This window comes from Bacteroides sp. AF39-16AC, from assembly GCF_003602735.1.
GTDB classification, from domain to species: Bacteria; Bacteroidota; Bacteroidia; order Bacteroidales; family Bacteroidaceae; genus Bacteroides; species Bacteroides uniformis.
Window position 1 is genome coordinate 60,872 of the sequence record NZ_QTLN01000020.1, and the last position, 26,004, is coordinate 86,875.

Here is a 26,004-nt window from a genome sequence, read left to right on the forward strand (position 1 = left end):
TACGATTTACAATTTGGCTGCGCGGTGATGCTGCACGGACAAATTGTAAATGGCAAATGGTAGATTGTACATTATAAAAAGAATACCAATAAACACACAACTACTGCCAACAAAGCAACACCTTCAATCAAGGCAGCGGCAATAATCATGTTCATACGGATATCTCCGGATGCTTCCGGCTGGCGGGCAATGGCCTCCATAGCAGAACCGCCGATTTTACCAATACCTACACCAGCACCAATAACAGCCAAACCAGCACCAATGGCTGCACCCAGTTTACTAACTCCCACACCTGCCGCAGCAGCTTGCAATAATACAGATAGTAACATAACTTTCAGTTTTTAAATGGTTATTTTTATTAATATTTATATTCCCAATAATCGTATCACTTCACCGCCTTCTCCTTATGCTCTTCCTGCGCCAGACCGATGAACACGGCTGACAGCATGGTGAACACATATGCCTGGATAAAGGCAACCAACAACTCAAGTGCATTCATAAAGATATTGAACAACACCGATGCCACGGTCAGCGTTCCATTCAAAGCAGGTCCCATACTGGCCGAGATGAATATCAGGCAGGTAAGCACCAGCATTGCCATGTGCCCTGCCAGCATATTGGCAAAAAGACGTATCATCAAAGCAAACGGTTTGGTGAAAATACCGAAGAACTCGATAAACGGCATCATGGGGACCGGTACCTTCAGCCACCAGGGCACATCCGGCCAAAAGATATCTTTCCAATAAGTCTTGGTTCCAAAGATATTCACGGCCAAGAAAGTACAGATGGCCAATACCATCGTAATGGCTATATTTCCCGTCACGTTGGCCCCTCCGGGAAAGAAAGGAATCAGCCCCATAATGTTGTTGATGAAAATAAAGAAGAAGGCCGTCAGCAAGTAAGGTGCGAATTTACGGTACTTCGGACCGACACAGCTCTTTATAATATCATCGTTCACCATCATGATAAACATCTCCATAAACCCGATGAAACCACCGGGAGCGGCACTTCCCTGCGGGTGCTTGCGATACCAGTGCGCCACACTCAAAATGATGAGAAGCAGCAATGCGCTGTTGATGAGCAAAGCCAGTGTCACCTTCGTGATGGAGATGTCCAACGGGCGTATTTCGTTTCCGGTGGCATCATACTCCACCAGCTTGCCTTCGTACTTGCTTCCTGCGGGAGCGATGGAAAAGCCTTCATAACTTCCACCGTTCTCCTCCAGACGTGAGGATAGAAAGGCATGCCATCCGGTGGTAGAGCTATGCACTATTACCGGCAAAGGAATCGTAACGTGAGTTTCGCCCCACGTCGTGATGTGCCATTCGTAAGAATCGCCGATATGCCCGAAGACAATCTCCTTCACGTCCACCGTATTCTCGGCCCGCACCGTGGCGGGTAGCAACATGCCCAGTGCCAGCAGAATTACAGTCAGTATGTTACGCAATCTTTTCATTGTTACTTTTCTTTTTCAGTTTCCGATTCGCCTCAAAAGTGAAGAAGAACCAGGAATCATAAATCAAATATATCAGATAGTTGGCTATAAACGTCAACAAAAACGCCCTGGCTTCCTCACGTACTGCAACGCAATAAAACAGCATCACAATCATGGAGACCAGCATTCTCATCACACGCATCAGCAGATAAATCTGCAACATTCGTCCTGGCATCCGGTGACGGCAGCTTTCGGTCATATTAATCATGAATACTCCGAAAACAAAGAAGAAAAGCGGAATCAGCGGATAACCGCCGAAATAGTGATGCGGATTTATCGAAAAATACGCCCAACCGCCTACAATTCCTATCAATACCGTCAAGAGCGCTGTATGCAATAAGTAGTTTCTCTTAGTAATAGTCACGCCAACAACCTCTATTTTTTAATTTTTAATTTTTTAATAGCCTATTGCTGTTCTATACAGACGGCAACCCTTCCGTTACTCATCTCCACGAATCCGCTTTGAATATCCAACTCATGTTCCTCACCGTCCGTTGCGTAAATCAATTTCCCCGTTCCCAACGATGATACAATCGGTGCATGCTGCGGCAGGATAGAAAAAGAGCCCATAGTGCCCGGCAATGTAACACTTTCCACTTCCCCGTTGAAGAGTTCCTTCTCCGGTGAAACAATATTCAAATGCAACTTTTTCATCATCAAAGCTCCCAGACTTTTAATTTTTAATCGTTTTTCCCCCTGCCTGCTCCAGTAGTTTCTTACCCTTCTCAATGGCTTCTTCAATGGTTCCCACATTCAAGAAAGCAGGTTCGGGCAGGTAGTCCACCTCTCCGTCAAGAATCATCTTGAAGCCTTTGATAGTGTCCTCAATGGAAACCATTGTACCTGGGACACCCGTAAACTGCTCGGCAACGGCAAACGGCTGTGAAAGGAAACGCTGCACACGACGTGCACGGTTCACCAACGTACGGTCGGCATCAGAGAGTTCCTCCATACCAAGGATGGAGATAATGTCTTGCAATTCCTTGTTGCGCTGCAATATTTGTTTTACACGTTGTGCCACTTCGTAGTGTTCTACCCCCACGATGTGTGGGTCGAGAATGCGTGAAGTAGATTCCAACGGGTCCACAGCAGGATAAATACCAAGTTCAGTAATCTTACGACTCAACACCGTGGTGGCATCGAGGTGGGTAAACGTTGTGGCAGGTGCCGGGTCCGTCAAGTCATCGGCAGGCACATATACAGCCTGCACGGAAGTGATGGAGCCGTTTCTTGTAGAGGTAATACGCTCCTGCATGGCACCCATTTCCGTTGCCAGTGTCGGCTGATAGCCTACGGCAGAAGGCATACGGCCCAGCAAGGCCGAAACCTCGGAACCGGCTTGGGTGAAACGGAAGATATTATCAATGAAGAACAGAATGTCACGCGGACCGTCCGTCTCCGCTCCCATGTCACGGAAGGACTCGGCCACCGTCAACCCAGACAATGCCACGGACTGACGCGCACCGGGAGGTTCGTTCATCTGACCGAATATCAAAGACACTTGTGATTTGGCCACTTCGTCATAATCTACTTTGGACAAATCCCAATGGCCTTCCTCCATACCTTTCTTGAATTCTTCTCCGTAACGGATAACGCCGGATTCTATCATTTCTCTCAGCAGGTCGTTGCCTTCACGTGTACGTTCTCCTACACCGGCAAACACAGAGAAGCCGTGCTGCTTCTTCGCAATATTATTAATGAGCTCTTGGATAAGCACCGTCTTGCCTACACCGGCGCCACCAAACAGACCGATTTTACCGCCCTTGCTATATGGTTCCAGCAAGTCGATAACCTTGATGCCTGTATAAAGCACCTCTTGTACGGTAGTCAAATCTTCAAACTTAGGGGGGTCGCGATGGATGGGATAAGCACCTGTACGGTCCAACTCCTTCATGCCGTCGATAGAGTCGCCCACTACGTTCATCAGGCGGCCTTTGATTTGTGTACCTATCGGCATGGTGATGGGGCCTCCCAGCGGATGCACTGTCATTCCTCTCTGCAGGCCGTCCGTACTGTCCATAGCAACAGTACGCACCGTGTTTTCACCAATGTGCTGCTGTACCTCTACAATCAGTCTTTTGCCGTTCGACCTTTTTATTTCCAGTGCGTCGTGAATACTCGGCAACATCATTTCTGCCTCCGTTCCTTCGAAATAGACGTCTACTACAGGCCCGATTACCTGTGAGATATGTCCGACAATCTGTGACATAAGCAATCTTTTTATTCTATATTTCCTTAATTATTTTTCCCAATACTAAGTTGTAAGTCGCGTGTATCCTCATTAACAAGTCAGCCAAGTCGCGTCTTTCATCAGCTATGTACTCGTACCTATTAACGTTTGTCAGCTATGGTTTGTTCATCCCAATAGTTACATAAACAACAACGCAAATGTATAAACAATTTGCATGTAGTTGTTACCGTGTATAGCATTTTTTGAACAAAAAAGACTATTTTGAACGATTAATACTACAATTGGAACAAATTGTTACAGACATGATAACGTCAGTTAACAATTAGCAAGAAAAAGGAATTGCCCACCCATCTTATGAAAAAACACTGAATTGACAACAGAGGTTCTGTATATAATATACAAAAAATAAGCCTTGTCTCTCGACAAGGCTTATTCACAACACAAACACAAAATAAAACACGACAAAACTACTATGCAATCTTACCTGTCTATGCCGGGGAGGCATACGTACTAGTTACGGATATTCACATATACATAAACAGCTTCAGGCTGATTTGCACATTATAAACAAATGCGGGGAGGCATTTGTTTATTGCCTATTTGTTAAAAAACACAAATTCAAAGTTTGTCATTGAATACCTCTTTCACGAAGCTTCAACTGCCATTTCCATGCAGAAAGTAAAGTATCTTCAATACTTGTTTCTGCCTTCCAACCCAGTTCATTGTTTGCCAATTCCGGGTTTGCCCATACCTTCTCAATATCACCGGCACGCCGCCCTACTATCTGATAGTTCAGTTTTACACCGGTAGCCTTTTCGAAAGCATTAATCAGTTCCAATACGGAAAGTCCACGACCTGTACCGATATTGAATACTTCCACTTTTTCCTTCTGCTTGTTCTCCAAGATACGGCGGATAGCCACTACGTGTGCTTTGGCCAAATCGACTACATTGATGAAGTCGCGGATACAAGAACCGTCGGGAGTATCATAATCGTCACCAAACACGCTCAGTTTCTCACGGATGCCGATAGCGGTCTGGGTAAGATAAGGAATCAAGTTCTGCGGTACACCGTTAGGCAATTCTCCCAGCAATGCTGTGGGGTGTGCACCTATCGGGTTGAAGTAACGCAACAAGATGGCGTTTATCGGAGCACCGGAAGCAACCGTATCACGTACAATCTCTTCATTGATTTGCTTCGTGTTTCCATACGGAGACTCAGCTTTCTTAATAGGCGCCTTTTCCGTTACCGGAAGTTCGTCCGGCTGGCCGTAAACTGTGCAGGAAGAAGAGAATACGATACCCTCCACTCCATGCTTCGGCATCAATTCCAGCAGGTTTATCAGTGAAACCAGGTTATTACGATAGTAAAGCAACGGTTTCTGGACAGATTCACCCACAGCCTTGCTGGCCGCAAAGTGAATGATGGCTTTAATGCCTTTATATTTGGTAAACACAGCGTCAAGACCGGCATAATCCAAGCAATCCAATTCCTCGAATGCAGGGCGGATGCCCGATACCTTCTCTATGTTATCTACAACATCTGCGCTGGAGTTTGACAAATTATCAATAATAACAACTTCATAACCTGCGTTTTGAAGTTCCACCACCGTGTGAGAACCAATATAACCGGTTCCACCCGTAACTAAGATTTTCCCTTTCATATTAAATATAGATAATTTAGCTTTTAGGTTATCAATACGCCACAAATGTAAGGAAATAAATTAATAAAAACAGAAAAAGGGGGATAAATTTTAGTTTATCCCCCTTCCACTTTATTTCCGTTTTTTCTTCTTTAAATCTTCACAACCCCCGAAAAGCCCATGAATGCCATTGCCAGCAGTCCGGCAGTAATCAAAGCTATCGGAGTACCCTGCATACCTTTCGGTACACTAACCAGGCTCATTTGCTCGCGCAGGCCTGCAAACAGTGTCAGTGCCAAGCCGAAACCAAGTGCCGTAGAGAATGCATAAACCACTCCCGTCAGCAAATCATAATCTTTTTGGATAACAAGGATAGCCACACCGAGAATACAGCAGTTGGTAGTAATCAACGGCAGGAACACGCCCAAGGCCTGATACAGAGAAGGAGAAACTTTCTTCAGGATAATCTCTACCATCTGCACCAATGCGGCAATCACCAGGATAAAGGTAATAGTCTGCAAATAGCCCAAATCAAAAGCGTCGAGCACATACTTCTGAATAAGGAATGTCACGATAGTGGCGATGGTGAGCACGAATGCCACCGCTGCCGACATGCCCAATGCAGTCTCCACTTTCTTGGAAACTCCCAAGAACGGGCAAATTCCCAAGAATTGCGACAATACGATGTTGTTTACAAAGATTGCCGAGATAAATATCAATATATATTCCATAATCATTAAATTAAGAATTAAAAACTAAAAATTAAAAGCCCGGCAGCCTACCGCCGATACGTTCTCAATTTTTTCATTTTTAATTTTTCATTATTAATTCTTCTTCATACTGTTGATTAAAGCAATGAGATAGCCCAATGCGATGAATGCACCCGGAGCAAGGACAAATACCAACATGCCGTATTCTTCAGGAAGGATACTCAAGTTGAATATCTTGCCGGTTCCCAGGAACTCACGCACGGCACCCAGTAATGTCAGTGCAATGGTAAAGCCCAAGCCCATGCCCAGACCGTCGAACAAGGAAGCCACCGGATTGTTTTTGGCAGCAAATGCCTCGGCACGTCCCAATACGATACAGTTTACAACAATCAGTGGAATGAACAGGCCCAGTGTGGCGTACAATGCAGGAACGTAAGCTTGCATTATCATCTGCAACAGTGTCACAAATGATGCTATGACTACAATGAATGAAGGGATACGCACCATATCGGGAATCAGATTCTTGATGGCAGAAATCACCACATTGGAACATATCAGCACGAACATTGTAGCCAGTCCCATACCCATACCGTTAATGGCAGAGGAAGTGGTACCCAGTGTAGGACACATACCCAGCAGGAGTACAAACGTAGGATTCTCTTTGATAATCCCGTTCATCATAACTTTAAAATTATTCATATCTTCTACTCCTTTCTCATTTAGCGCTGAGTGTATCCACAGCTTCGGGAGCTGCGGAATCAGCAGGTTGTTCAACATTCTTTTGAGTAGCGCCGGTAGTGCCGTCGGCAGTTTCCTGACCGGCATAGGCAGCATAAGCCGCATTCACTGCATTCAAAAAAGCACGTGAGGTGATGGTAGACGCTGTAATGGCATCTACTTTACCACCGTCCTTGCTCACTGTCAATGCAGCTTCACCCGGATTCATGCCGGTGATGTCACCTTTATTGCCTTTCTTGAACCAGTCGGCAGCCTTGGAACCCAACCCCGGAGTTTCCACATGCGACAACAAGGAGTAGTCGATGATTTTGCCTTCAGCATCGAAACCGACCAACACTTTCAGCTCACCGCCAAAACCCATGGCAACAGCTTCCACAGCAGCTCCGATATATTCTCCGCCTTTGGTGGCAGGATATACAGAATACTGTACTCCGTTTACTTCCTGCATCTTCTTCTCGGCGATGGGGTCATTGTCGAAGCCCGGAACCACCGCACTTACGGCATCGCTCAAGGTCTTTGCATTGGCCTGCGCAATGGGCTCCTTCGTCAATTCGTTTACATAAGCCAGCAACGCTACGGAGATTGCGGTAACGCCCGTAAGTACCAGCAACATATTCTTCAAGGATGATTCTAACTTTTTCATTTCTTCTTCGCTACCTCCCCAAAGCGTTTAGGTTTAACATAGGTGTTGATGAGCGGAGTGAACGCATTCATAATCAGAATGGCAAACGACATACCCTCCGGATATGCACCGAACAGACGGATGATGACAGTCAGCAGGCCGATGCAAACACCATAAATCAGCATACCTTTGTGGCTCATCGGAGAAGTCACGTAGTCCGTAGCCATAAAGACAGCACCCAGCATCAGACCACCGGACAACAACTGTACGACCGGGGATACATAAAGTTCCGGATTGACCAGATACATGATACCGGAGAACACGAATACCGTCACCAGAATAGATACCGGAATGTGCCAGGTGATGATTTTCTTCCACAACATGTAGAACAAACCAAGCAGCAGCGCCAAGGCACTCACCTCACCGAGACATCCTCCATTATTACCTATCAGAAGGTCGAAAGCTCCCGGAAGGTCGCTCAGGGACATGCCCGGAGCACCATTGATGACACCTTTCATAATAGCCAGCGGCGTAGCAGCCGTCGTGGCATCCGTATAGGCTGTCAACTGGCCTACAGCCGGCCATGTCGTCATCTGCACGGGGAATGAAAGCAACAGGAATACACGTCCTGCCAGTGCAGGGTTAAAGGGATTGCAACCCAAACCTCCGAAGGACATCTTGCCTACCCCGATGGCAAACAAGGCACCAAGGATGATAATCCAGATGGGCAGGTTGGAAGGCAGGTTAAAGGCCAGCAACACACCGGTAATGATGGCAGAGCCGTCGGTGATGGTTGTGGTCTCTTTTTTCATGAGGAATTTGCCGATGGCCCATTCAAAGAACAAGCAGGCTGCTACGGAAGTGGCCGTAACAATCAGCGCACCCAGTCCGAAAAAGTAAAGCGAAACGAGGAATGCCGGAATCAATGCGATAAGCACACCGTACATATTCTTCTTCACGCTGTCACCGCCGTGAACGTGGGGCGAAAGGGATACGATTAATTTATTCATACTTCGTTATTTTTTAGCTTGACGTGCACGGATCATCGCTCCTACCTTACCCTTACCCAAGCGGATATAATCCAGCATCGGACGGTTGGAAGGACAAGTGAACTGGCATGAACCGCATTCTATACACGACATAATGTCTTCTTTCTCTACTCTTTCAAAATCTCCGTGGGCCGAAACGGTAGCCAGCAGATACGGCTCCAACCCCATCGGGCAGGCTCCCACGCACTTGGCACAACGGATACAAGGCTGTACCTCGCCGCGCTTGGCTTCCTTCTCGTTCATAATCAGAATACCGGAGCTTCCTTTGGCTGTCGGTACATCCGTATTTACCAGAGCTTTACCCATCATCGGGCCACCGCCGATAATCTTGCCCGTATCTTCGGGCAGACCGCCGCAAGCTTCAATCAGCTGCTTCATCGGCGTACCGATACGTGCCAGGAAATTGGACGGCTTTGCCAACGACTTACCAGTCACGGTAATGACACGCTCAAACAGAGGTTTGTTCTTCTGTACGGCCTGGTAAACGGCAAATGCGGTACCCACATTCTGCACCACAGCTCCCGTGGAGATAGGCAGCGCACCGGCTGCAACCTGGCGACTGATGACAGCATCAATCAACTGCTTTTCACCACCCTGCGGATATTGTACCTTCAAGGGTACCACCTCGATACCTGCATAGCTGGAAGCAACCTTCGTCATCAGCTGGATGGCATCGGGCTTGTTGTTCTCAATGCCAATGAATGCCTTGTTCACCTTTACCGCTTTCATCAGAATGGATACACCTACCATAATTTCTTCCGCATGTTCCAGCATCAGCTGATGGTCGGCAGTCAGATACGGTTCGCACTCTACGGCGTTGATGATGACACACTCTGCCTTGAATGCAGGAGGAGGACATAACTTGACCTGCGTAGGGAAGCATGCACCGCCCAGACCTACGATACCGGCATCAGCGATTTTCTTCACGATTTCCTCGGAGGTCAGACTGCATTCCTTCACCAACGTTTCGGAACGGTCAATGGATTCTTCCCATTCATCCCCTTCTACGTCAATGAATATAGCAGGCTTGGCGTAACCGCTGGCATCGACAATCGTGTCAATCTTAGCGACTTTCCCGCTGACAGACGAATGAATGGCTGCTGATACAAAACCGCCGGGCTCAGCAATCTTTGTACCCACTTTCACAACATCACCTTTGGCAACGATAGGCTTGGCAGGAGCACCGATGTGCTGTCCCAGCAAGATAGCGGCCTTGGCCGGAATCTCTGCCTTGATGATAGGCTGATGTGCTGAAAGTTTATTTTCGTGTGGATGGACTCCACCAATTGAAAATGTCTTCAACATACAATTCTGTATTTTTAGTCGTTTATTTACTTTATTAATTCATACCTCAACTTGGGAAGTCTAAACCTCTGCTTTGGGAGTCTCAACCTCAGCTTTAGGAGCTGCAACCTTTACTTGGGGAGCTGCATCGTCAGCCTTCGGTTTGCGCGGCGGGAAGTTGAGGGCAATGATTGTGTTTTGCGGACAAGCTTCCTCGCACTTGCGACAGGATTTGCACTTATTGGGGTCAATGTAAGCCAGATTGTTTTCCAGCGTGATAGCCTCGAACGGACAAACCTTCACACACTTGCCGCAACCGATACATGCCACGGTACAAGCCTTGCGTGCTACGGCCCCCTTGTCCTTGTTTACACACTGTACGTAAATACGACGTGATTTCTTGCCTTGAGGACGGATTTCAATAATAGATTTCGGACAAGCCTTGGCACAAGCTCCACAAGCCGTACACTTTTCCTCATCCACTTCGGGAAGTCCGGTCTCCGGATTCATGTGGATAGCATCGAACTGGCAGGCAGCCACACAGTCGCCGCATCCCAGACAGCCATAACTACAACCCGTTTCACCACCATAGAGAGAAGCCGCAATGGCACAACTCTTGGCGCCATCGTATTGGTTCACACGAGGACGGTTGGCACAAGTTCCATTACATCTCACCACCGCAACCATAGGTTCGGCAGCAGCGGCATCCAAGCCCAGAATCTCGGCAATCTTTGTCATGACGGGCTGTCCACCCACCGGACAAAGTTTACCATCCAGCGAACCTGCCTTTACGCAAGCATCTGCAAATCCGCTACAACCGGGGTAACCACATCCACCGCAATTTGCCTGGGGAAGCACCTCTGCTACCTGGGCAATCCGCGGATCTTCATACACGGCGAATTTCTTGGAAGCCACGTAAAGAATAGCGGCCGATACCAGCGCTATAACTCCCAATGAAATCACTGCAATCAGAATTACATTCATAAATTAGTTGTTTATTAATTATTTGTTTTATTATTAGTTAGTTCATCGGTCGTACGGAGAATGAGAACTTCTTACCCATCCGCGACTTGTTCAGCCACAATATATAATAATAAGGTACAAGAAGTGCTAGCGAACAAAGCGCGGAACGCAGCTCGTCATTCCAGATAGCCATAAAGACAAATAGTGAGATTATCAGAATAAGGAAAGGAAATATAAAGGCAAACAGAACTGCCATCACTCCCATTGAAAGTTCGCCCGTCACCCATACACGGTCACCGGGCTGGTAGGATGCGGCATTGGCATCGGCCACATCGACAAGTTTCTCTTTCGTATCCGCAGAGGTACAATGCCCCTTGACACTACACGAAGCGCACGCTGAAGTCTGGATGATTCTCACTTGGAGATGAGAACCGTTTATGTTTTCCACAATACCTTGATGTTTTATAGTATTCGCCATTTTGCAAAGTGTGCATTACAAATCGCGGCAAATTTACGCATTATTTGTGAACTGCAAACCTTTCCTATGCATTTTCTGTGTTCGTAAACGTGCTTTTTCTATGTTTTTATGTTTTTTCACCTGCCACAGACTACAAAAAGACAAAAAACAGACGGTCTGTCAAGGAAAAACAGACCGTCTGACTAACCAAAACAGATAATCTGTTCACTCCGAACAGACCATTTGTTTATTTACCATTTATAATTGATACCGAAACTGAGCAATTCTTTTACCTGAAAATAGCTGTCCCCTTCCGTCGGCTTGGCACTGTCGTCATAGCGGGCGTGCACATAGAGCTTGGTGGAAAGATAGCGGTTCAGCACAAAGTTCACCGTGTTTTCCCATTCGATACGCGTCCACTCATAACTGGTCTGGAAGTCCAGGCGGGAATCCAGCGTAATGGAAGGAATGATGGTCCACGAAAGTGTAGGCTGTATCTGCGAACCGAAGTTATGCTTCACGCACTTGCCCTCCTCAAGACCGAAACTCACTTCATTCACACCCTTATTCCCCACATAGCGCAGCATGTACGTCAGCGGAGCCATGAAAACGGACAAGCTGAATTTCTGCTTCTTCAACTTGTAGTCCATACCGATACTGCTCGACCAGTCCGCCGGAGCAAAGAAAGCCGAAACCAGCTCTTCACTGTTGGCCTTGTAGCCATTGCAGAACTGGGTCTTAAACTCAGTCGTGATGGTATAATACCACTTGGACGCAGCCTGAATACCCAGTTTACTGTACAGCCGGAGTTGGTCGGTACTTACCAGATAGTTATGAAACTCGTCGGAAGGTGCGGAGCTGAAGCCCAGCTTGGCATCGAGCAGATTTTCCCACTGCACCTTTTCACGGTCATTATAGTTGGCAAACAGTTGCAGGTTGGCAAGCACGGCGTTAGTGCTCTCACCTCCCTTGTACCAGTTGTCGGAGATATAGTTCTGGGTAATCTGCAATGAACCGTTTCCACCGGTCACCCACCAGTTGGGCTTGTGGATAATCACGTCGGCTTCCTCCTTCACTCCCACCATATTCTCTTGTGCAAACAGTTTCACGACGGACGGCTTGGAAGAAACCTCCTTCTCTATATTATCCTTGAATATCTTCCCTTTCATCACCTCCTTCTCGGTCATTACAACCAGATTGGGACAATTCACATACGTGTTCAGCAGCGTACGGTCCACCAGTTTGTTGGCTCGGTCCTTTGAGGTAAAACTCAGTGTGTCGAACGGCAACATCTCGCGCGTCAGGGCAGGCACCGTATCAGGCACCTGGAAATGCCAGTCCACCTTGGAAAGGCGTCTCATGGGGGCATAATAATAGGTAAGGGGAAGGAACAACCTATAGTAGTTCGGATTGGAAGGTATATAACGCTCCGGAGTCGTGGGGTCATTCAAATAATCCAGCACTCCGATATACCTTTCATATAATATGGAAACAGTATCCAGCCTGTACCCCATACCTTCCGGTTTCAATTTCAGAATCATGTATTCTTTCATTATATCCGGCAAGGTGTCGGCTTTGGCAGTTGTTTCCTGTCCACTGTTCTTCGAGGCGGTATCCAGCGTATTCTGTGCCATCACCGACGAAGAAATCATCGTAGCAATTAACCAAAATGCAATGTGTCTATTCTTCATAATGCCCTAAAGTCTATGTTTCGAGCGCAAATTTAGCTTAAAATGTTTAGAAAACATAGAAAAGCCATAAGAAAAAGGCAAGAAGGACTTTCTTCGATGAAATCGTATTTTTTAATAATTGTTTCATCGAAACTTTCTCTACTTCCTCTTTTTTTTATAATTTTGCGCTTTTTAAGTTCTACGTGTACTGACGGGAGCAGTGCGCACCCTGAACGACAAGCCGTATAGGCTCTTGGCATTAGATTAAACAATTAATAAAATAATATAGTTGTGGGAGAAACAAAGTATATTTTCGTCACCGGTGGTGTTGCCTCTTCATTAGGTAAAGGTATCATCTCATCCTCCATCGGTAAATTGCTGCAAGCAAGAGGTTACAAGGTAACCATCCAGAAGTTTGACCCGTACATCAACATCGACCCGGGTACACTGAACCCTTATGAACACGGCGAATGCTACGTTACCGTGGATGGCCACGAAGCCGACCTCGATTTGGGCCATTACGAACGCTTCCTGGGCATCCAGACCACCAAGGCCAACAATATCACGACCGGACGCATCTACAAAAGCGTCATCGACAAAGAGCGCCGGGGTGACTATCTGGGAAAGACAATTCAGGTTATTCCCCATATTACAGACGAAATCAAGCGTAATGTAAAACTGCTGGGAAACAAATACAAATTCGACTTTGTTATTACCGAGATTGGCGGTACAGTGGGTGACATCGAGTCTCTGCCCTATCTGGAAAGCATCCGTCAGCTGAAGTGGGAACTGGGAAAAGACGCCTTGTGCGTACACCTTACTTATGTCCCCTACCTGGCAGCTGCCGGTGAGCTGAAGACCAAGCCCACCCAGCACTCCGTAAAGGAACTGCAAAGTGCCGGTATCCAACCCGATGTCCTCGTACTGCGTACGGAACATGAGTTGAGTACCACCCTGCGCAAGAAAGTGGCTCTGTTCTGCAATGTGGACGAAAATGCCGTGGTGCAGAGCATCGACGCGCCTACCATCTACGAGGTGCCCATCTTGATGCAGCGCCAGGGACTGGACGTTACCATTTTGAAGAAAATGGGACTTCCCGTCGGCGACACTCCGGGACTGGGACCGTGGCGCGCTTTCCTCGAACGCCGTCACAAAGCCGAAGAGACTGCCCCGCTGCACATCGCATTGGTGGGCAAATATGACTTGCAGGATGCCTACAAGTCCATCCGCGAGGCCCTTTCACAAGCAGGAACCTACAATGACCGCAAGGTATCGGTAGACTTCGTGAACAGTGAAAAGCTGACTGACGAGAATGTGGCAGAAGCCCTGAAAGGCATGGCAGGCGTACTTATCGGTCCAGGCTTCGGCGAACGCGGTGTTGCCGGCAAGTTCGTAGCCATCAAATATGCGCGTACGCACGACATCCCCACCTTCGGTATCTGTCTGGGTATGCAGTGTATCGCCATCGAATTTGCCCGTAACGTACTGGGTTATGCCGATGCCAACTCACGCGAGATGGACGAAAAGACACCACACAATGTCATCGACATCATGGAAGAGCAGAAGTCCATCACCAATATGGGTGGAACCATGCGTCTGGGTGCCTACGAATGTGTTCTGCAGAAAGGCAGCAAGGCATACGAGGCATATGGTACCGAGCATATCCAGGAACGTCATCGCCACCGCTATGAATTCAACAACAGCTTCAAGGAGGCCTACGAAGCAGCAGGTATGAAGTGTGTGGGTATAAACCCCGAATCGGATCTGGTAGAAATTGTCGAAATACCCGCATTGAAGTGGTTTGTCGGTACCCAGTTCCATCCCGAATACAGCAGTACGGTATTGCATCCGCACCCGCTGTTCGTAGCATTCGTGAAGGCCGCCATCGAAAATGAAAACGAAAAGAAATAATTTGTAATAAGTAATTTGTAATCAACAAAGAATGGATAAAAATACCATCACAGGTCTTGTTCTGATAGCGATATTGTTAGTAGGTTTCAGCTTTCTGAGCCGTCCCAGCCAGGAGCAGTTGGAAGCACAGCAACGTTACTACGACTCCATAGCCCAGGTGCAACAGCGCGAAGCCGACTTGAAAGCCAAGGCGGAAGCAGCCCTGGCCAACGAAAGCGGAGCGGAAGCAAGCGTTGACTCCACTGCCCTCTTCTTCGACGCCCGTCAAGGAACCAACTCGCAGGTAACCATCCAGAACAACCTGGCAGAAATAACCGTAGATACAAAAGGCGGACGCATAGCTTCGGCCACGCTGAAGGAATACATGGGACAAGACAAGACGACTCCCGTCACACTGTTCAGCGGCAACGACGCTTCCATGAATTTCCTCTTTTACAACAAGAAAGAGACTATCCAGACGGAAGACTATTATTTCACCGCAGTAAACCGTACGGACAGTACCGTCACCATGCGTTTGTCGGCAGACAGCAACAGCTATATCGACTTTACATATCGCATGCACAATGACACATACCTGATAGACTTTACTATCCAGGCAGTCAATATGGAAGGTAAGCTGGCGGCTACCAACAATTATGTGGACATCGAGTGGTCACAACGTGCCCGTCAGATAGAGAAGGGTTACACCTACGAGAACCGTCTGGCTGAACTGACTTACAAAATCACCGGAGAGGGTACCGATTATCTGTCCGCCAACAAGAACGACGAAAAGGAAGTTCCGGAACGCCTGGACTGGATTGCTTTCAAGAACCAATTCTTCTCTTCAGTATTTTTGGCAGATGCCGACTTTGAAAAGACCAAACTGAGTTCCAAGATGGAGACTCAAGGCAGCGGCTACATTAAGGACTATTCTGCGGAGATGAGCACGAAGTTCGACCCTGCCGGCAAGGAACCTACCCAGCTGTTCTTCTACTTCGGCCCCAATCACTACAAGACTCTGACCGCACTCGACAAGGGGCGTGACGAGAAGTGGGAGCTGAACCGTCTGGTCTATCTGGGCTGGCCGCTCATCCGCTGGATAAACAAATGGTTCACCATCAACATCTTCGACTGGTTGTCCAGTTGGGGGTTGAGCATGGGTATCGTACTGTTGTTTATGACGTTAATCGTAAAAGCTGTAGTATTCCCCGCAACGTGGAAAACCTACATGTCATCCGCCAAGATGCGCGTACTGAAACCGAAAATCGACGAGATAAACAAGAAGTACCCCAAGCAGGAAGATGCCATGAAGAAGCAGCAGGAAGTGATGGGCCTCTACAGCCAGTACGGAGTCAGTCCGATGGGCGGATGTCTGCCGATGCTGATACAGTTCCCTATCTTGATGGCCTTGTTCATGTTCGTGCCGAGTGCCATTGAACTCCGCCAGCAGAGCTTCTTGTGGGCAGACGACCTTTCCACTTACGATGCGTTCATCAACTTCCCGTTCCATATCCCGTTCCTGGGAAGCCACCTCAGCTTGTTCTGCCTGCTGATGACGGTTACCAACATATTGAACACGAAGTACATGATGCAGCAACAGGATACGGGTGCCAATCCGCAGATGGCTGCCATGAAGTGGATGTCATACCTGATGCCTATCATGTTCCTCTTCATATTGAACGACTATCCTTCGGGATTGAACTATTACTACTTCATCTCTACGTTAATCAGTGTGGTAACAACGCTCATCATGCGCAAGACAACCAATGAGGAAGCCCTTCTTGCTCAGTTGGAAGCCAACAAGAAAGACCCGAAGAAGATGAAGAAAACCGGTTTCGCCGCCCGTCTGGAAGCCATGCAGAAACAGCAGGAACAGATGATGAAAGAGAGACAGAACAAAAAGTAGTAAGACTACCGTTCAAGATATTCTTTTGCAGAAAGCCGGACAATGACATTTGCCCGGCTTTCTTATCCTTACACCAACGAAAAAATTCACAGACTCTAAATTATGCAGACTAAATACACCTACAAACAGATCTGGCTTATAGCCTACCCCATCCTAATCAGCCTCCTTATGGAGCAACTGATAGGTATGACGGACACTGCCTTCCTCGGGCGTGTGGGCGAAGTCGAACTGGGAGCATCTGCCATCGCCGGTGTCTTCTACATGGTCATCTTCATGGTTGCCTTCGGTTTCAGCATCGGGGCACAGATACTCATTGCCCGGCGCAACGGCGAACGGCAGTATAAGGAAATCGGTGACTTGTTCTATCAGGGCATCTATTTCCAAGTCGGAATGGCGGCAGTCATGTTCCTGCTATCCTATTGTTTCTCACCGATTATCCTGAAACGCATCGTCGCTTCGGAACACATCTACGAAGCAGCCACCAGCTACCTGCATTGGCGTGTATTCGGTGCCTTCTTCTCGTTCAGCGCAGTCATGTTCCGTGCCTTTTTCTTGGGAACCACCCAGACCAAGACACTGACACTGAACTCCATCGTCATGGTGTTGAGCAATGTCGTATTCAACTATATCCTGATTTTCGGTAAATTCGGTTTCCCGGCGCTCGGCATTGCCGGAGCCGCCATCGGCTCCTCACTGGCCGAGCTGGTTTCGCTGTTATTCTTCATCCTCTATACCCGTAGCCGTATCGACTGCTGCAAGTACGGGCTGGACCGTATTCCGAAGTTCCGGCTGGACGTATTGAAACGGATGCTGAACGTCTCTTTCTGGACCATGATACAGAATTTCTTCTCCCTCTCCACCTGGTTCTTGTTCTTCCTTTATGTGGAGCATCTGGGAGAGCGCTCGCTGGCAGTGACCAACATTGTCCGCAACGTGTCCGGCATACTGTTCATGGTACTCATGGCGTTTGCCTCTACCTGCGGTTCATTGGTCAGCAACCTCATCGGTGCAGGCCACTCCGATTGCGTGGCAGGCACTATCCGGCAGCACGTACGCATAGCCTACGTTTTCGTACTTCCGCTGGCATTGCTTTTCGCGCTGTTCCCCAAGCTGATTCTGGGAATTTATACCGACATACCCGACCTGCAGGACGCTTCCGTGCATTCGCTCTGGGTGATGTGCTCCACCTATCTGTTCCTGGTTCCTGCCAATGTCTATTTCCAGGCAGTTTCCGGAACCGGCAATACGCGTACTGCATTGGGCATGGAGCTGGCAACGCTGGTCATCTACACAGCCTATATCACCTACATTATTCTGATTCTGCAACTCGACGTGGCCATCTGCTGGACCTCGGAAATGGTTTATTCCAGCTTTATTCTCATTTTCTGCTGGCTATATATCAAACGTGGGAATTGGCAAGGAAGGAAAATTTAGTATCTTTGCATTGAAATAACCGAAACAAAAAACATATATGAAACAAGTAAATCTACTACTTATGTCAGCAGCCATGACATTGGCCTCCTGCGGAGGAACAAAAGATGCCGGACAGCAGCAGGACGCAGCAGCGCTCATCCAGCGGTCGGACATCAAGATTGAAGGAAAGCGTATGACACCCGAGGCACTCTGGGCGATGGGACGTATCGGCAGTGTAGCCGTATCTCCCGACGAAAAGCAAATTGCCTACACGGTATCCTATTACAGCGTGCCCCAGAACAAGAGTAACAGCGAAGTCTTCGTCATGAATGCCGACGGTAGTGGCAATACCCAGATAACGCATGACGCCTGGCAAGAAGGACAGCCCACGTGGTTCAAGGACGGCAAGAAGCTTGCCTTCCTTTGCAACGAAAGCGGCAGCAGCCAGGTATGGGAAATGAATCCCGACGGCAGCGGACGCAAGCAGCTGACCCAATACGAGGGAGACATCGAAGGGTTCTCTTTCTCGCCCGACGGCAAGAAACTCCTTTTCATTGCCCAGGTAAAGACCGTGAAGAGTACGGCAGACAAACATCCGGACCTTCCTAAAGCCACCGGCATCATCGTTACCGACCTGATGTACAAGCATTGGGATGAATGGGTGACTACTGCTCCCCATCCGTTTGTTGCTGATTTCGACGGCAATGCCATCAGCAATGTCACTGATATTCTTGAGGGAGAGCCATACGAAAGCCCGATGAAGCCCTGGGGCGGTATCGAGCAGCTGGCATGGAGCCCGTCTTCTGATAAAGTGGCCTATACATGCCGTAAGAAAACCGGACTGGCGTATGCCATTTCCACCAACTCCGACATTTATATCTACGACCTTGCCTCCAAGGAAACCAAAAACATCACGGAAGAAAACAAGGGATATGATACGAATCCCCAATACTCTCCCGACGGCAAATACATCGCCTGGCAGAGCATGGAGCGTGACGGCTACGAAGCCGACTTGAACCGCTTGTTTATCATGAACCTCGAGACCGGCGAGAAACGTTTTGTAAGCAAGGCATTCGAATCGAACGTGGACGCCTTCTTGTGGAACAAAGATTCCCAAAGCATCTACTTCATCGGTGTATGGCATGGCGAGACACAGATTTACAACATCGACCTTGCCGGAAACGACAAGCTTACCCGGCTCACCGACGGCATGTACGACTATGCTTCGCTTGCCCTTTGCGGAGACAAGATTATCGCCAAACGCCATTCCATGAGCATGGGCGACGAAATCTATGCCGTAAACAGTACACGCAACGGCGACGCTTTTGCAGAAGCAGTGCAACTGACCACAGAAAACAAGCAGATTTACGACCAGCTGGAAATGGGTAAGGTGGAAGCCCGCTGGATGAAGACCACCGACGGCAAGCAGATGCTGACCTGGGTGATTTATCCTCCGCAGTTCGACCCTAACAAGAAGTACCCCACCCTCCTCTTCTGTGAAGGCGGTCCTCAGAGTCCCGTCAGCCAGTTCTGGAGCTACCGTTGGAATTTCCAGATTATGGCAGCAAACGACTATATCATCGTAGCTCCCAACCGCCGTGGTCTTCCGGGCTTCGGTGTAGAGTGGAACGAAGCCATCAGCGGTGATTATGGCGGCCAGTGCATGAAGGACTACTTCACTGCCATTGACGAAATGGCCAAGGAACCTTTCGTCGACAAAGACCGCCTGGGTTGCGTAGGCGCCAGCTTCGGAGGCTTCTCCGTATATTGGCTTGCCGGACACCATGACAAACGCTTCAAGGCATTCATCGCACACGACGGTATCTTCAACATGGAAATGCAATATCTGGAAACGGAAGAGAAATGGTTTGCCAACTGGGATATGGGCGGTGCTTATTGGGAAAAGAACAACGCTACGGCACAACGCACTTTTGCCAACTCCCCGCATCTCTTCGTCGACAAATGGGACACCCCTATCCTCTGCATCCACGGAGAGAAGGACTTCCGCATCCTTGCCAACCAGGCAATGGCCGCCTTCGATGCAGCCGTGATGCGTGGCGTTCCTGCCGAACTGCTTATCTATCCGGACGAAAACCACTGGGTACTGAAACCTCAGAATGGCGTGCTGTGGCAACGTACCTTCTTTGAATGGCTGGACAAATGGCTGAAGCCGGCTAAGTAAAGCCTCTCAAAAACGATAAAAACAAATAGTCCCGGATTCTTTGTCAAGAATCCGGGACTATTTGTTTTTATTGTACACCGCCCGATTCCATTTTTTATGACTATAATTTGGGCAGTTCAAATAAAGTCAATACATTTGCTTTATGCACACTCCGAAGAAGTGTAAACAATATGTCCTAATATAACCCGATAAAAGATGAATGAAAATTGGCCTGAGATTGTGGAAACACTGATACCGTATTTTGAAACAAATTCGGTAGAAGGTGATTACCAGCGGGAAATAGAGAACTGCTTGAAATTTCTTGGATGGAAAAAGACCAATGGAACAATGGTATCCCAGTATACATTACCGATAGGCAATAGCAACTCCATACGCCCGGACATTGTACTTTGGCGAAAGAACGAACATGATACACAATCCCCCGTACTCCCAATTGAAATAAAACGTCCGTCTAATATACAAAATGAGAGGCAAGAAAATCAGTTGATGTCGTATATGCGCCAACTGAAACTTAATGTCGGATTATATATAGGAGAAAAGATACAGCTTTACTACGACATTCCCAACGATGGCGAGAATCCCATCTGTGTATTTACAGCAGAATTTAAGAAAGAAGATGTAAATGGTTCCATCATCTGTGACCTGCTAACTTACGACAAATTCAATCTGGGAAAAATAGAAACATTCTGTAATGAGCAATATAAAAAAATCCAAGCGCGTAATAATCTGCATAGGAGGGTGTCAGAATTCTTATCCGAAGGCAATGGGGTAAAGAATATAATTTCGTTGCTCAAAGACAAGTTTACAGCTGAAGGATTTGAGGAATCCGCCATTAATGAAGAATTTGCCAATCTTACGCTTACAGTACATTACGAAAATAAGAGCATTCTGCCTTCATTACAGCTTAAAACGAGGCAAACATCTAAAAACTCACAAAACGACTATAAAGAAAGTGACTCCAAAGACCATACAAAATTCTCATTGGATGGAATCAACTTCTATGTCAAAAGACGTTTTGTATTGGAAGTAATCAAGCATTATATCAAAGACCATCCCAACATAAACTATGTTGAGCTGGAGAAAGTCTTTCCATCCAATTTACACAGTAAAGCATTGGGTGTAATACGTACTTTGATAGAAGTCCAAGAAAAAATCAAATCTCATCCCGATTTAAAGAAACGTTACTTTCTTAAGCCTGATGAAGTTATTTTATTGGCAGACGGAACAAAAATTGTTGTCAACAACCAGTGGGGAACATTATTTCCAAGATTTCTTGAAGCAGCAAAGAAACTGTACCAAGTAACCAATGATACGGAAAGCAATACTCCAATATCCCGATTAAAGATTACTTTTGGTAATGGGAAAGTAATTCAAGAAACACAAGCAGCCGAGACTTTCCGGCAATTTGTGATGACAGTAGGTGTGGAACAAGTGCAATCTTTAAATATCAAGGTATGCAAGATTCCCTTGATATCAAACACACTTCATGAGAAATACCAGCGCGCTCAAAAACCATTAGGCAACGGACGGTTTCTTATGACCTGCAGCAATACAAAAACAAAGAAGCGTGATATCGAGCGTATTGCCAAAGCTTTGGGCATTCAGGTGACCGTGGAAATTGTATAATGGAAGACAGTAATTCAAGAGATATGTCTTGAAAAATACTTTTTCATGAAGAGTACGTATATTGCGCTCAACAGTAAGATACACCCTATCAAGAAGATATAGCCATACTGTTGGTAATAAATATATCCTACTATTATAAAAGTCTGTATTGTCATATAGGCCAGAGAGACTATGACATGAGGAATCTTCAGTTCATTCGCCATAATCTGATACAGATGCTTGCGATGCGGTAGCCCGATATTCTCATGAAGTATCAGACGATGAATGATAGTCAGAACACTGTCTACCCCATAAACGGACAATAAGACAATCCAACTGAAATCACCAGTCTGGATGATGAGCCTGCCTATCAGGAAAAGAAGAATAAAGGCAATGCTCACCGAACCCACATCACCGGCAAAGCATTTGGCACGCTTGCGGAAATTGAAGAAGCAGAAGACTAGAACAGAACAGATAACGGTATAGATGAAATTCGCTTCTACAAAAGTAACCACCTCATTATTGACATAAGCCAACGCAGCAAGAATAACCAGAGAATAACCTCCCGTTATCCCATTAATCCCATCCATAAAATTGTAGGCATTGATGATGCCCGTACAGACTATCAAGGCTATGACTATCCACCACCAGGACAAGGAGAACAGTCCCCACTGATAAAACATCAAGGCCATGGCAGAGAAATGAAAAAGCAGTCTTGTCATCTGTCCGGTGGATTTTATATCGTCCACGAAGCTGATGAACGTCACCAGTGTCAAGGCAAGCAGGAACCAGGGATATTCAAAGCCACTCGTCAGGAAATAGGCCAACGCTCCGAAATAGAAAATAATCCCACCACCGCGTAAAGTCACTTTCGTATGAGAACTCCGCTCATTGGGCTTGTCGATGATATTGCACCTATCAGCCACTCTAAAATAAAAAAGTTCTGCTAAAAACAGCAGAACCAGTATAAGCAGATAATACATAACAGTATTTTCCTCTTTAATTTTTAATTCTTAATTGTTTACTTTTATATTTGAGAACGATTTTATCGTTCTCACTATCCCCTCCTCTGCCCTCACCGGCATTCTGTCAATACCCAGGGCAGCCTTTATCTTCGCATTACTCACCACATAATTCTCTGTCAACTTGCGCAGACGCTCTTCATTCAAAGGCAAATGGAGCAGAGTCCCAAAACGGGCACAGAACTCCATCAGTCCTCTGTTTATCTTCCAGATATGCGGTTTACGGTCCAAAGCCCGACACATCAAAGCTATCAGCTCATTTGTGGACAAGGCCTCGTCATCTCCCATGTGGTAGATACCACTCGCCACCTCCTTGGTCAACAGCCCTTCCACCACATAGCAGAGATTGTCTATCGAAGTAAAAGACCTTCTGTTCTCAAAAGCCCCCAAAGGCCAGGGAACACCTTTCCTCACCACATTATAAAGAAGATTCAGATTGCCTTTGTTGCCGGGACCATGAATCATGCAAGGACGCAGGATATAGACATCTTTGCCATCATATAGATTAGCTTTCAATCTGCCATCCTCGGCCTTCAACCGGCCAAGGATGTAATTCTCCGCAGCTATCTTGCTTTCCCCATACGGCCCTACCGGGGCAGGCACCACATCTTCAGTCAGCATATCACCCACCACACTGTCGGCAGCAGCTTTTACCGAACTGAAGAATACGAACTTCTTCGCAGACGATTCCAGAAAGAAATCAAATATCTTTTGGGTCAATCCCGTATTAATATCAAAATAGGATTGGGCTGCGGACCGGTTTTTCGTATCATGGGCTTTACCAGCCAGATGAATAATGGCATCGAATTCAGGAAGATTCCGCATCGGAAAAGAAGCTGGTTCAATATCCTTCCAGGAGAAAGTCTTTACCACCCCCTCCTTTTCAGGAGCAACAATATCCAGCCCGTAAAGGCTATGACGTTCCTTTAGGGCAACAACGAGATTAGACCCCACAAAGCCGTGGATTCCAGTGATAAGTATGTTCATTGAAATATGCTAAAAAATATACTGACCGGAAACGTGGTTATTAGTTATGTATTTAATAAAATAAGTATCTCCAATGAGAGAGAAAAAAACATACCACGTCGTATTAGAATTACGTTGGTAAGTGATGTAATACATATCCTTACCATAACGTTCAAAAAAAGCGGGCGCTTTCTTTTTTAATTTAGAATGAATGTTCTGTTGAATATCAGCTATCAGTTCTTCCACATAAGAAATAGCAAAAGGATAAGTACCCAAATACTCCTTCTCAACAAGTATTTTTATAAGTCCATACAAGTCCTCCTCTACTTCGGGAGCGAATACGACTCTCATCCAAACAAAGCCTTTATACGAGGGCAAAGCCTATCCAATAATTCTTCACCGGAAATAGCATGCCTAATGTCATCACGTCCTTCCGTAACGATATTCGGATTATTCTCATTACCCGTATATACAACTACCGGTTCACCAACATTCGGCACCATCGGTTCTTGTTCCTTATATGGCTTAATCTTCCTCATACATCCAATCTTTCCACAAAGATATCCGGAAATATCAAGTTATCCTAATTATTGACTGATAAATATCGTATGTTCATAAAGCTTCAACCAAGTCTACATATTTTTGAGTTACCACATCCTTGGAATATAATCGCTTAATCACCTCCACACCATTTCGACCCAGTAAAGCCAGTTCACTTTTTGAGACGGAATTCAGCCAATCCGCCATTTCTCCCACCTTCTTTTCCAAACTCTTCTCTGTAATCAATTTTGCACAGCCATGTTCCTGCAGGAAATTGATGATAGGCGTATCCTTTCCCGAGCAGACCAATAAAGGCCTACCACATGCCATGATTGTATAAACCTTGGAAGGGAATCCCTGCATCTCCATTTCAGGGTTCATGAAAATAAACTGGATGTCTGAATAGGCAAGAATGGACGGCATCAAACTTCTGGGCTGATAGGGCAAAATATGCACATTATCCAGCTCCAACTCACGTACTTTCTCCTCAAGAACGGGTTTCATGACTCCCTCACCGATGATAAAGTATTCAATGGAAACCCCTTTCGTCTTTTCTGCCAGACAAATTAAGGGCTCCCAATCCTGGGCATAACCAATATTCCCGGCATAAAGCAATTTCAAAGAATCTGTGGCAGGGAAAAAATGGGGATTCAGACATTCTACATTTCCACCCTGAGAATTATACAATTCTGTATCTACAAAATTAGGTATTATACAAAGCTTGGACTTATCCTTAAACCTTCCGGCTATTACATTATAAAATACCTGGTCTATTGTCGTTATGGCCGTTGAGTTATTATAAACATACCGTTCCATCCTACGTAGCTGTTCTATAACAAGCCCGTCCTTTCGTTTCAAGATGTCAGGATATATTTCCTGCACATTATATATGGTTTTACATCCCTTGATTTTCGCCAGCCAAATGTTGATTACACCGATAGTCAAAGGAGGGGAAGGTGACAGTATGACATCTATATTTCTCTGGAACAAACCAATCAGGAAAGAGATAATATGCCAATAGACAAATCCCAGGACACGCAGAAATGTATTTCTGAATTTCTTCTGGGGTACATGAAGAACTCTGATTCCATGAAAACAGCTTTCTTTACAAATCCCCCAAACCTTCCATTTCAGAGGTTGTGCTGCCAGTTGTGATTCCACAACATTGTAATGAGGCGTAGTTGTCAATACCAATACTTCATAACCGTTTTCTTGGAATTTCAGAGCAATATCATTATAAAGATAGGCTGTCGAAACTCCATCCGGACTGAAAATCAGGCTATGTATCAAGATTTTCTTAGGCATGTCTCACCATTATTTTCTCCAAACCATCTTGTTCACCACCCCCGTATAGCTCTGGATTATCTTCACAACCTTGGCCGATACATTCTCATCCGTATAATTGGGCACCGGCAGGCCATCGTCCTCGTTCCTGTTCATCTCCACAGCAGTATCTACAGCCTGAAGCAAGGATTTCCCGTCAATGCCGGCCAGGATAAAGGTTCCCTTGTCAAGAGCCTCGGGACGCTCCGTACTCGTACGGATGCATACAGCCGGGAAAGGATGCCCCACAGAAGTGAAGAAACTGCTCTCCTCAGGCAAGGTGCCGCTGTCACTCACAACGGCATAGGCGTTCATCTGCAGGCAGTTGTAGTCGTG

General features: G+C 46.6%; 25 protein-coding genes. 5 read left to right on the top strand and 20 right to left on the bottom strand.

The features are described 5' to 3' along the window. Nucleotides 1-71 precede the first annotated feature (71 nt). The 14 genes from atpE to DW039_RS15515 all read right to left on the bottom strand — a co-directional run bounded on the left by atpE (nucleotide 72) and on the right by DW039_RS15515 (nucleotide 12,842). A complete protein-coding gene (gene atpE, locus DW039_RS15450; RefSeq protein WP_005829122.1) occupies nucleotides 72-329 on the bottom strand; it encodes an ATP synthase F0 subunit C in 258 nt (85 codons plus the stop codon). A 56-nt stretch (nucleotides 330-385) separates the two neighbouring features. Continuing rightward, nucleotides 386-1,456, bottom strand: coding sequence for a F0F1 ATP synthase subunit A (gene atpB, locus DW039_RS15455; RefSeq protein ID WP_009038492.1), 1,071 nt, complete (start codon nucleotides 1,454-1,456; stop codon nucleotides 386-388). Beyond that, nucleotides 1,440-1,859 carry a hypothetical protein gene (locus DW039_RS15460; protein ID WP_057098112.1) on the bottom strand — a complete coding sequence of 140 codons (420 nt, stop codon included), beginning with the start codon at nucleotides 1,857-1,859 and terminating at the stop codon, nucleotides 1,440-1,442. The genes atpB and DW039_RS15460 overlap by 17 nt, the downstream gene beginning before the upstream one ends. A gap of 41 nt (nucleotides 1,860-1,900) precedes the next feature. After that, the gene (atpC, locus tag DW039_RS15465; protein ID WP_034523421.1) at nucleotides 1,901-2,149 is read right to left on the bottom strand and encodes an ATP synthase F1 subunit epsilon; all 249 of its coding nucleotides are present in this window, start codon (nucleotides 2,147-2,149) and stop codon (nucleotides 1,901-1,903) included. 19 nt (nucleotides 2,150-2,168) lie between these two features. Further along, nucleotides 2,169-3,704, bottom strand: a complete 1,536-nt coding sequence (atpD, locus tag DW039_RS15470) for a F0F1 ATP synthase subunit beta (protein ID WP_005829130.1) — start codon at nucleotides 3,702-3,704, stop codon at nucleotides 2,169-2,171. A gap of 610 nt (nucleotides 3,705-4,314) precedes the next feature. Next, on the bottom strand, nucleotides 4,315-5,349 hold the full coding sequence (gene galE, locus DW039_RS15475; protein WP_005836990.1) for a UDP-glucose 4-epimerase GalE: 1,035 nt from the start codon (nucleotides 5,347-5,349) through the stop codon (nucleotides 4,315-4,317). Between the two features lie 131 nt (nucleotides 5,350-5,480). Beyond that, nucleotides 5,481-6,059 carry an electron transport complex subunit RsxA gene (gene rsxA / locus DW039_RS15480; protein WP_008663551.1) on the bottom strand — a complete coding sequence of 193 codons (579 nt, stop codon included), beginning with the start codon at nucleotides 6,057-6,059 and terminating at the stop codon, nucleotides 5,481-5,483. A gap of 93 nt (nucleotides 6,060-6,152) precedes the next feature. Next, nucleotides 6,153-6,737 carry an electron transport complex subunit RsxE gene (gene rsxE, locus DW039_RS15485; RefSeq protein ID WP_005829138.1) on the bottom strand — a complete coding sequence of 195 codons (585 nt, stop codon included), beginning with the start codon at nucleotides 6,735-6,737 and terminating at the stop codon, nucleotides 6,153-6,155. 16 nt (nucleotides 6,738-6,753) lie between these two features. Next, a complete protein-coding gene (locus DW039_RS15490) occupies nucleotides 6,754-7,419 on the bottom strand; it encodes an RnfABCDGE type electron transport complex subunit G (protein WP_005829140.1) in 666 nt (221 codons plus the stop codon). Beyond that, nucleotides 7,416-8,408 carry an RnfABCDGE type electron transport complex subunit D gene (locus DW039_RS15495; protein ID WP_005829143.1) on the bottom strand — a complete coding sequence of 331 codons (993 nt, stop codon included), beginning with the start codon at nucleotides 8,406-8,408 and terminating at the stop codon, nucleotides 7,416-7,418. Before DW039_RS15495 ends, DW039_RS15490 begins: the two co-directional genes overlap by 4 nt. Nucleotides 8,409-8,414: 6 nt before the next feature. Next, a complete protein-coding gene (gene rsxC / locus DW039_RS15500; protein WP_005829145.1) occupies nucleotides 8,415-9,752 on the bottom strand; it encodes an electron transport complex subunit RsxC in 1,338 nt (445 codons plus the stop codon). Nucleotides 9,753-9,812: 60 nt separating this feature from the next. Further along, a complete protein-coding gene (locus tag DW039_RS15505) occupies nucleotides 9,813-10,715 on the bottom strand; it encodes a Fe-S cluster domain-containing protein (RefSeq protein ID WP_005829147.1) in 903 nt (300 codons plus the stop codon). A 37-nt stretch (nucleotides 10,716-10,752) separates the two neighbouring features. Next, nucleotides 10,753-11,172 carry a SoxR reducing system RseC family protein gene (locus tag DW039_RS15510; protein WP_008663545.1) on the bottom strand — a complete coding sequence of 140 codons (420 nt, stop codon included), beginning with the start codon at nucleotides 11,170-11,172 and terminating at the stop codon, nucleotides 10,753-10,755. Between the two features lie 230 nt (nucleotides 11,173-11,402). Further along, nucleotides 11,403-12,842, bottom strand: coding sequence for a DUF3078 domain-containing protein (locus DW039_RS15515; protein ID WP_008663544.1), 1,440 nt, complete (start codon nucleotides 12,840-12,842; stop codon nucleotides 11,403-11,405). Between the two features lie 270 nt (nucleotides 12,843-13,112). Here DW039_RS15515 and DW039_RS15525 point away from each other — a divergent pair, with 270 nt between their 5' ends. The 5 genes from DW039_RS15525 to DW039_RS15545 all read left to right on the top strand — a co-directional run bounded on the left by DW039_RS15525 (nucleotide 13,113) and on the right by DW039_RS15545 (nucleotide 21,838). Beyond that, nucleotides 13,113-14,732 (top strand): CTP synthase, encoded by a 1,620-nt coding sequence (locus tag DW039_RS15525; protein ID WP_005836983.1) that lies wholly within the window; start codon nucleotides 13,113-13,115, stop codon nucleotides 14,730-14,732. 31 nt (nucleotides 14,733-14,763) lie between these two features. Continuing rightward, entirely contained in the window at nucleotides 14,764-16,617 is a 1,854-nt protein-coding gene (yidC, locus tag DW039_RS15530; protein WP_008663542.1) for a membrane protein insertase YidC, read from the top strand. Nucleotides 16,618-16,719: 102 nt separating this feature from the next. Further along, entirely contained in the window at nucleotides 16,720-18,051 is a 1,332-nt protein-coding gene (locus DW039_RS15535; protein WP_120382109.1) for an MATE family efflux transporter, read from the top strand. Nucleotides 18,052-18,088: 37 nt separating this feature from the next. Next, a complete protein-coding gene (locus DW039_RS15540) occupies nucleotides 18,089-20,212 on the top strand; it encodes a S9 family peptidase (RefSeq protein ID WP_120382110.1) in 2,124 nt (707 codons plus the stop codon). Between the two features lie 291 nt (nucleotides 20,213-20,503). Continuing rightward, the gene (locus DW039_RS15545; protein WP_243635041.1) at nucleotides 20,504-21,838 is read left to right on the top strand and encodes a hypothetical protein; all 1,335 of its coding nucleotides are present in this window, start codon (nucleotides 20,504-20,506) and stop codon (nucleotides 21,836-21,838) included. A 14-nt stretch (nucleotides 21,839-21,852) separates the two neighbouring features. Here the strand turns inward: DW039_RS15545 and DW039_RS15550 are convergent, their stop codons facing one another. The 6 genes from DW039_RS15550 to DW039_RS15575 form a co-directional block, all read right to left on the bottom strand. Next, complete coding sequence (locus DW039_RS15550; RefSeq protein ID WP_120382111.1) at nucleotides 21,853-22,800, bottom strand: glycosyltransferase family 4 protein; 948 nt, start codon at nucleotides 22,798-22,800, stop codon at nucleotides 21,853-21,855. Between the two features lie 30 nt (nucleotides 22,801-22,830). Then, nucleotides 22,831-23,826 (bottom strand): NAD-dependent epimerase/dehydratase family protein, encoded by a 996-nt coding sequence (locus tag DW039_RS15555; protein WP_120382112.1) that lies wholly within the window; start codon nucleotides 23,824-23,826, stop codon nucleotides 22,831-22,833. A gap of 9 nt (nucleotides 23,827-23,835) precedes the next feature. Continuing rightward, on the bottom strand, nucleotides 23,836-24,156 hold the full coding sequence (locus DW039_RS15560) for a hypothetical protein (protein WP_057258528.1): 321 nt from the start codon (nucleotides 24,154-24,156) through the stop codon (nucleotides 23,836-23,838). Then, a complete protein-coding gene (locus tag DW039_RS15565) occupies nucleotides 24,153-24,344 on the bottom strand; it encodes a hypothetical protein (protein ID WP_035457993.1) in 192 nt (63 codons plus the stop codon). The genes DW039_RS15560 and DW039_RS15565 overlap by 4 nt, the downstream gene beginning before the upstream one ends. A 73-nt stretch (nucleotides 24,345-24,417) precedes the next feature. Then, nucleotides 24,418-25,650, bottom strand: a complete 1,233-nt coding sequence (locus tag DW039_RS15570; protein ID WP_120382113.1) for a glycosyltransferase family 4 protein — start codon at nucleotides 25,648-25,650, stop codon at nucleotides 24,418-24,420. Nucleotides 25,651-25,659: 9 nt separating this feature from the next. After that, nucleotides 25,660-26,004: UDP-N-acetylglucosamine 2-epimerase (locus DW039_RS15575; RefSeq protein WP_207810807.1), on the bottom strand; the 345-nt coding region annotated here is incomplete at its 5' end.

What these genes read in the sequence shown, in the direction of transcription:
- atpE (WP_005829122.1), bottom strand. Translation starts at nt 329, where the DNA reads ATGTTACTATCTGTATTATTGCAAGCTGCTGCGGCAGGTGTGGGAGTT.
- atpB (WP_009038492.1), bottom strand. Translation starts at nt 1,456, where the DNA reads ATGAAAAGATTGCGTAACATACTGACTGTAATTCTGCTGGCACTGGGC.
- atpC (WP_034523421.1), bottom strand. Translation starts at nt 2,149, where the DNA reads ATGAAAAAGTTGCATTTGAATATTGTTTCACCGGAGAAGGAACTCTTC.
- atpD (WP_005829130.1), bottom strand. Translation starts at nt 3,704, where the DNA reads ATGTCACAGATTGTCGGACATATCTCACAGGTAATCGGGCCTGTAGTA.
- galE (WP_005836990.1), bottom strand. Translation starts at nt 5,349, where the DNA reads ATGAAAGGGAAAATCTTAGTTACGGGTGGAACCGGTTATATTGGTTCT.
- rsxA (WP_008663551.1), bottom strand. Translation starts at nt 6,059, where the DNA reads ATGGAATATATATTGATATTTATCTCGGCAATCTTTGTAAACAACATC.
- rsxE (WP_005829138.1), bottom strand. Translation starts at nt 6,737, where the DNA reads ATGAATAATTTTAAAGTTATGATGAACGGGATTATCAAAGAGAATCCT.
- DW039_RS15490 (WP_005829140.1), bottom strand. Translation starts at nt 7,419, where the DNA reads ATGAAAAAGTTAGAATCATCCTTGAAGAATATGTTGCTGGTACTTACG.
- DW039_RS15495 (WP_005829143.1), bottom strand. Translation starts at nt 8,408, where the DNA reads ATGAATAAATTAATCGTATCCCTTTCGCCCCACGTTCACGGCGGTGAC.
- rsxC (WP_005829145.1), bottom strand. Translation starts at nt 9,752, where the DNA reads ATGTTGAAGACATTTTCAATTGGTGGAGTCCATCCACACGAAAATAAA.
- DW039_RS15505 (WP_005829147.1), bottom strand. Translation starts at nt 10,715, where the DNA reads ATGAATGTAATTCTGATTGCAGTGATTTCATTGGGAGTTATAGCGCTG.
- DW039_RS15510 (WP_008663545.1), bottom strand. Translation starts at nt 11,172, where the DNA reads ATGGCGAATACTATAAAACATCAAGGTATTGTGGAAAACATAAACGGT.
- DW039_RS15515 (WP_008663544.1), bottom strand. Translation starts at nt 12,842, where the DNA reads ATGAAGAATAGACACATTGCATTTTGGTTAATTGCTACGATGATTTCT.
- yidC (WP_008663542.1), top strand. Translation starts at nt 14,764, where the DNA reads ATGGATAAAAATACCATCACAGGTCTTGTTCTGATAGCGATATTGTTA.
- DW039_RS15535 (WP_120382109.1), top strand. Translation starts at nt 16,720, where the DNA reads ATGCAGACTAAATACACCTACAAACAGATCTGGCTTATAGCCTACCCC.
- DW039_RS15540 (WP_120382110.1), top strand. Translation starts at nt 18,089, where the DNA reads ATGAAACAAGTAAATCTACTACTTATGTCAGCAGCCATGACATTGGCC.
- DW039_RS15550 (WP_120382111.1), bottom strand. Translation starts at nt 22,800, where the DNA reads ATGTATTATCTGCTTATACTGGTTCTGCTGTTTTTAGCAGAACTTTTT.
- DW039_RS15555 (WP_120382112.1), bottom strand. Translation starts at nt 23,826, where the DNA reads ATGAACATACTTATCACTGGAATCCACGGCTTTGTGGGGTCTAATCTC.
- DW039_RS15560 (WP_057258528.1), bottom strand. Translation starts at nt 24,156, where the DNA reads ATGAGAGTCGTATTCGCTCCCGAAGTAGAGGAGGACTTGTATGGACTT.
- DW039_RS15565 (WP_035457993.1), bottom strand. Translation starts at nt 24,344, where the DNA reads ATGAGGAAGATTAAGCCATATAAGGAACAAGAACCGATGGTGCCGAAT.
- DW039_RS15570 (WP_120382113.1), bottom strand. Translation starts at nt 25,650, where the DNA reads ATGCCTAAGAAAATCTTGATACATAGCCTGATTTTCAGTCCGGATGGA.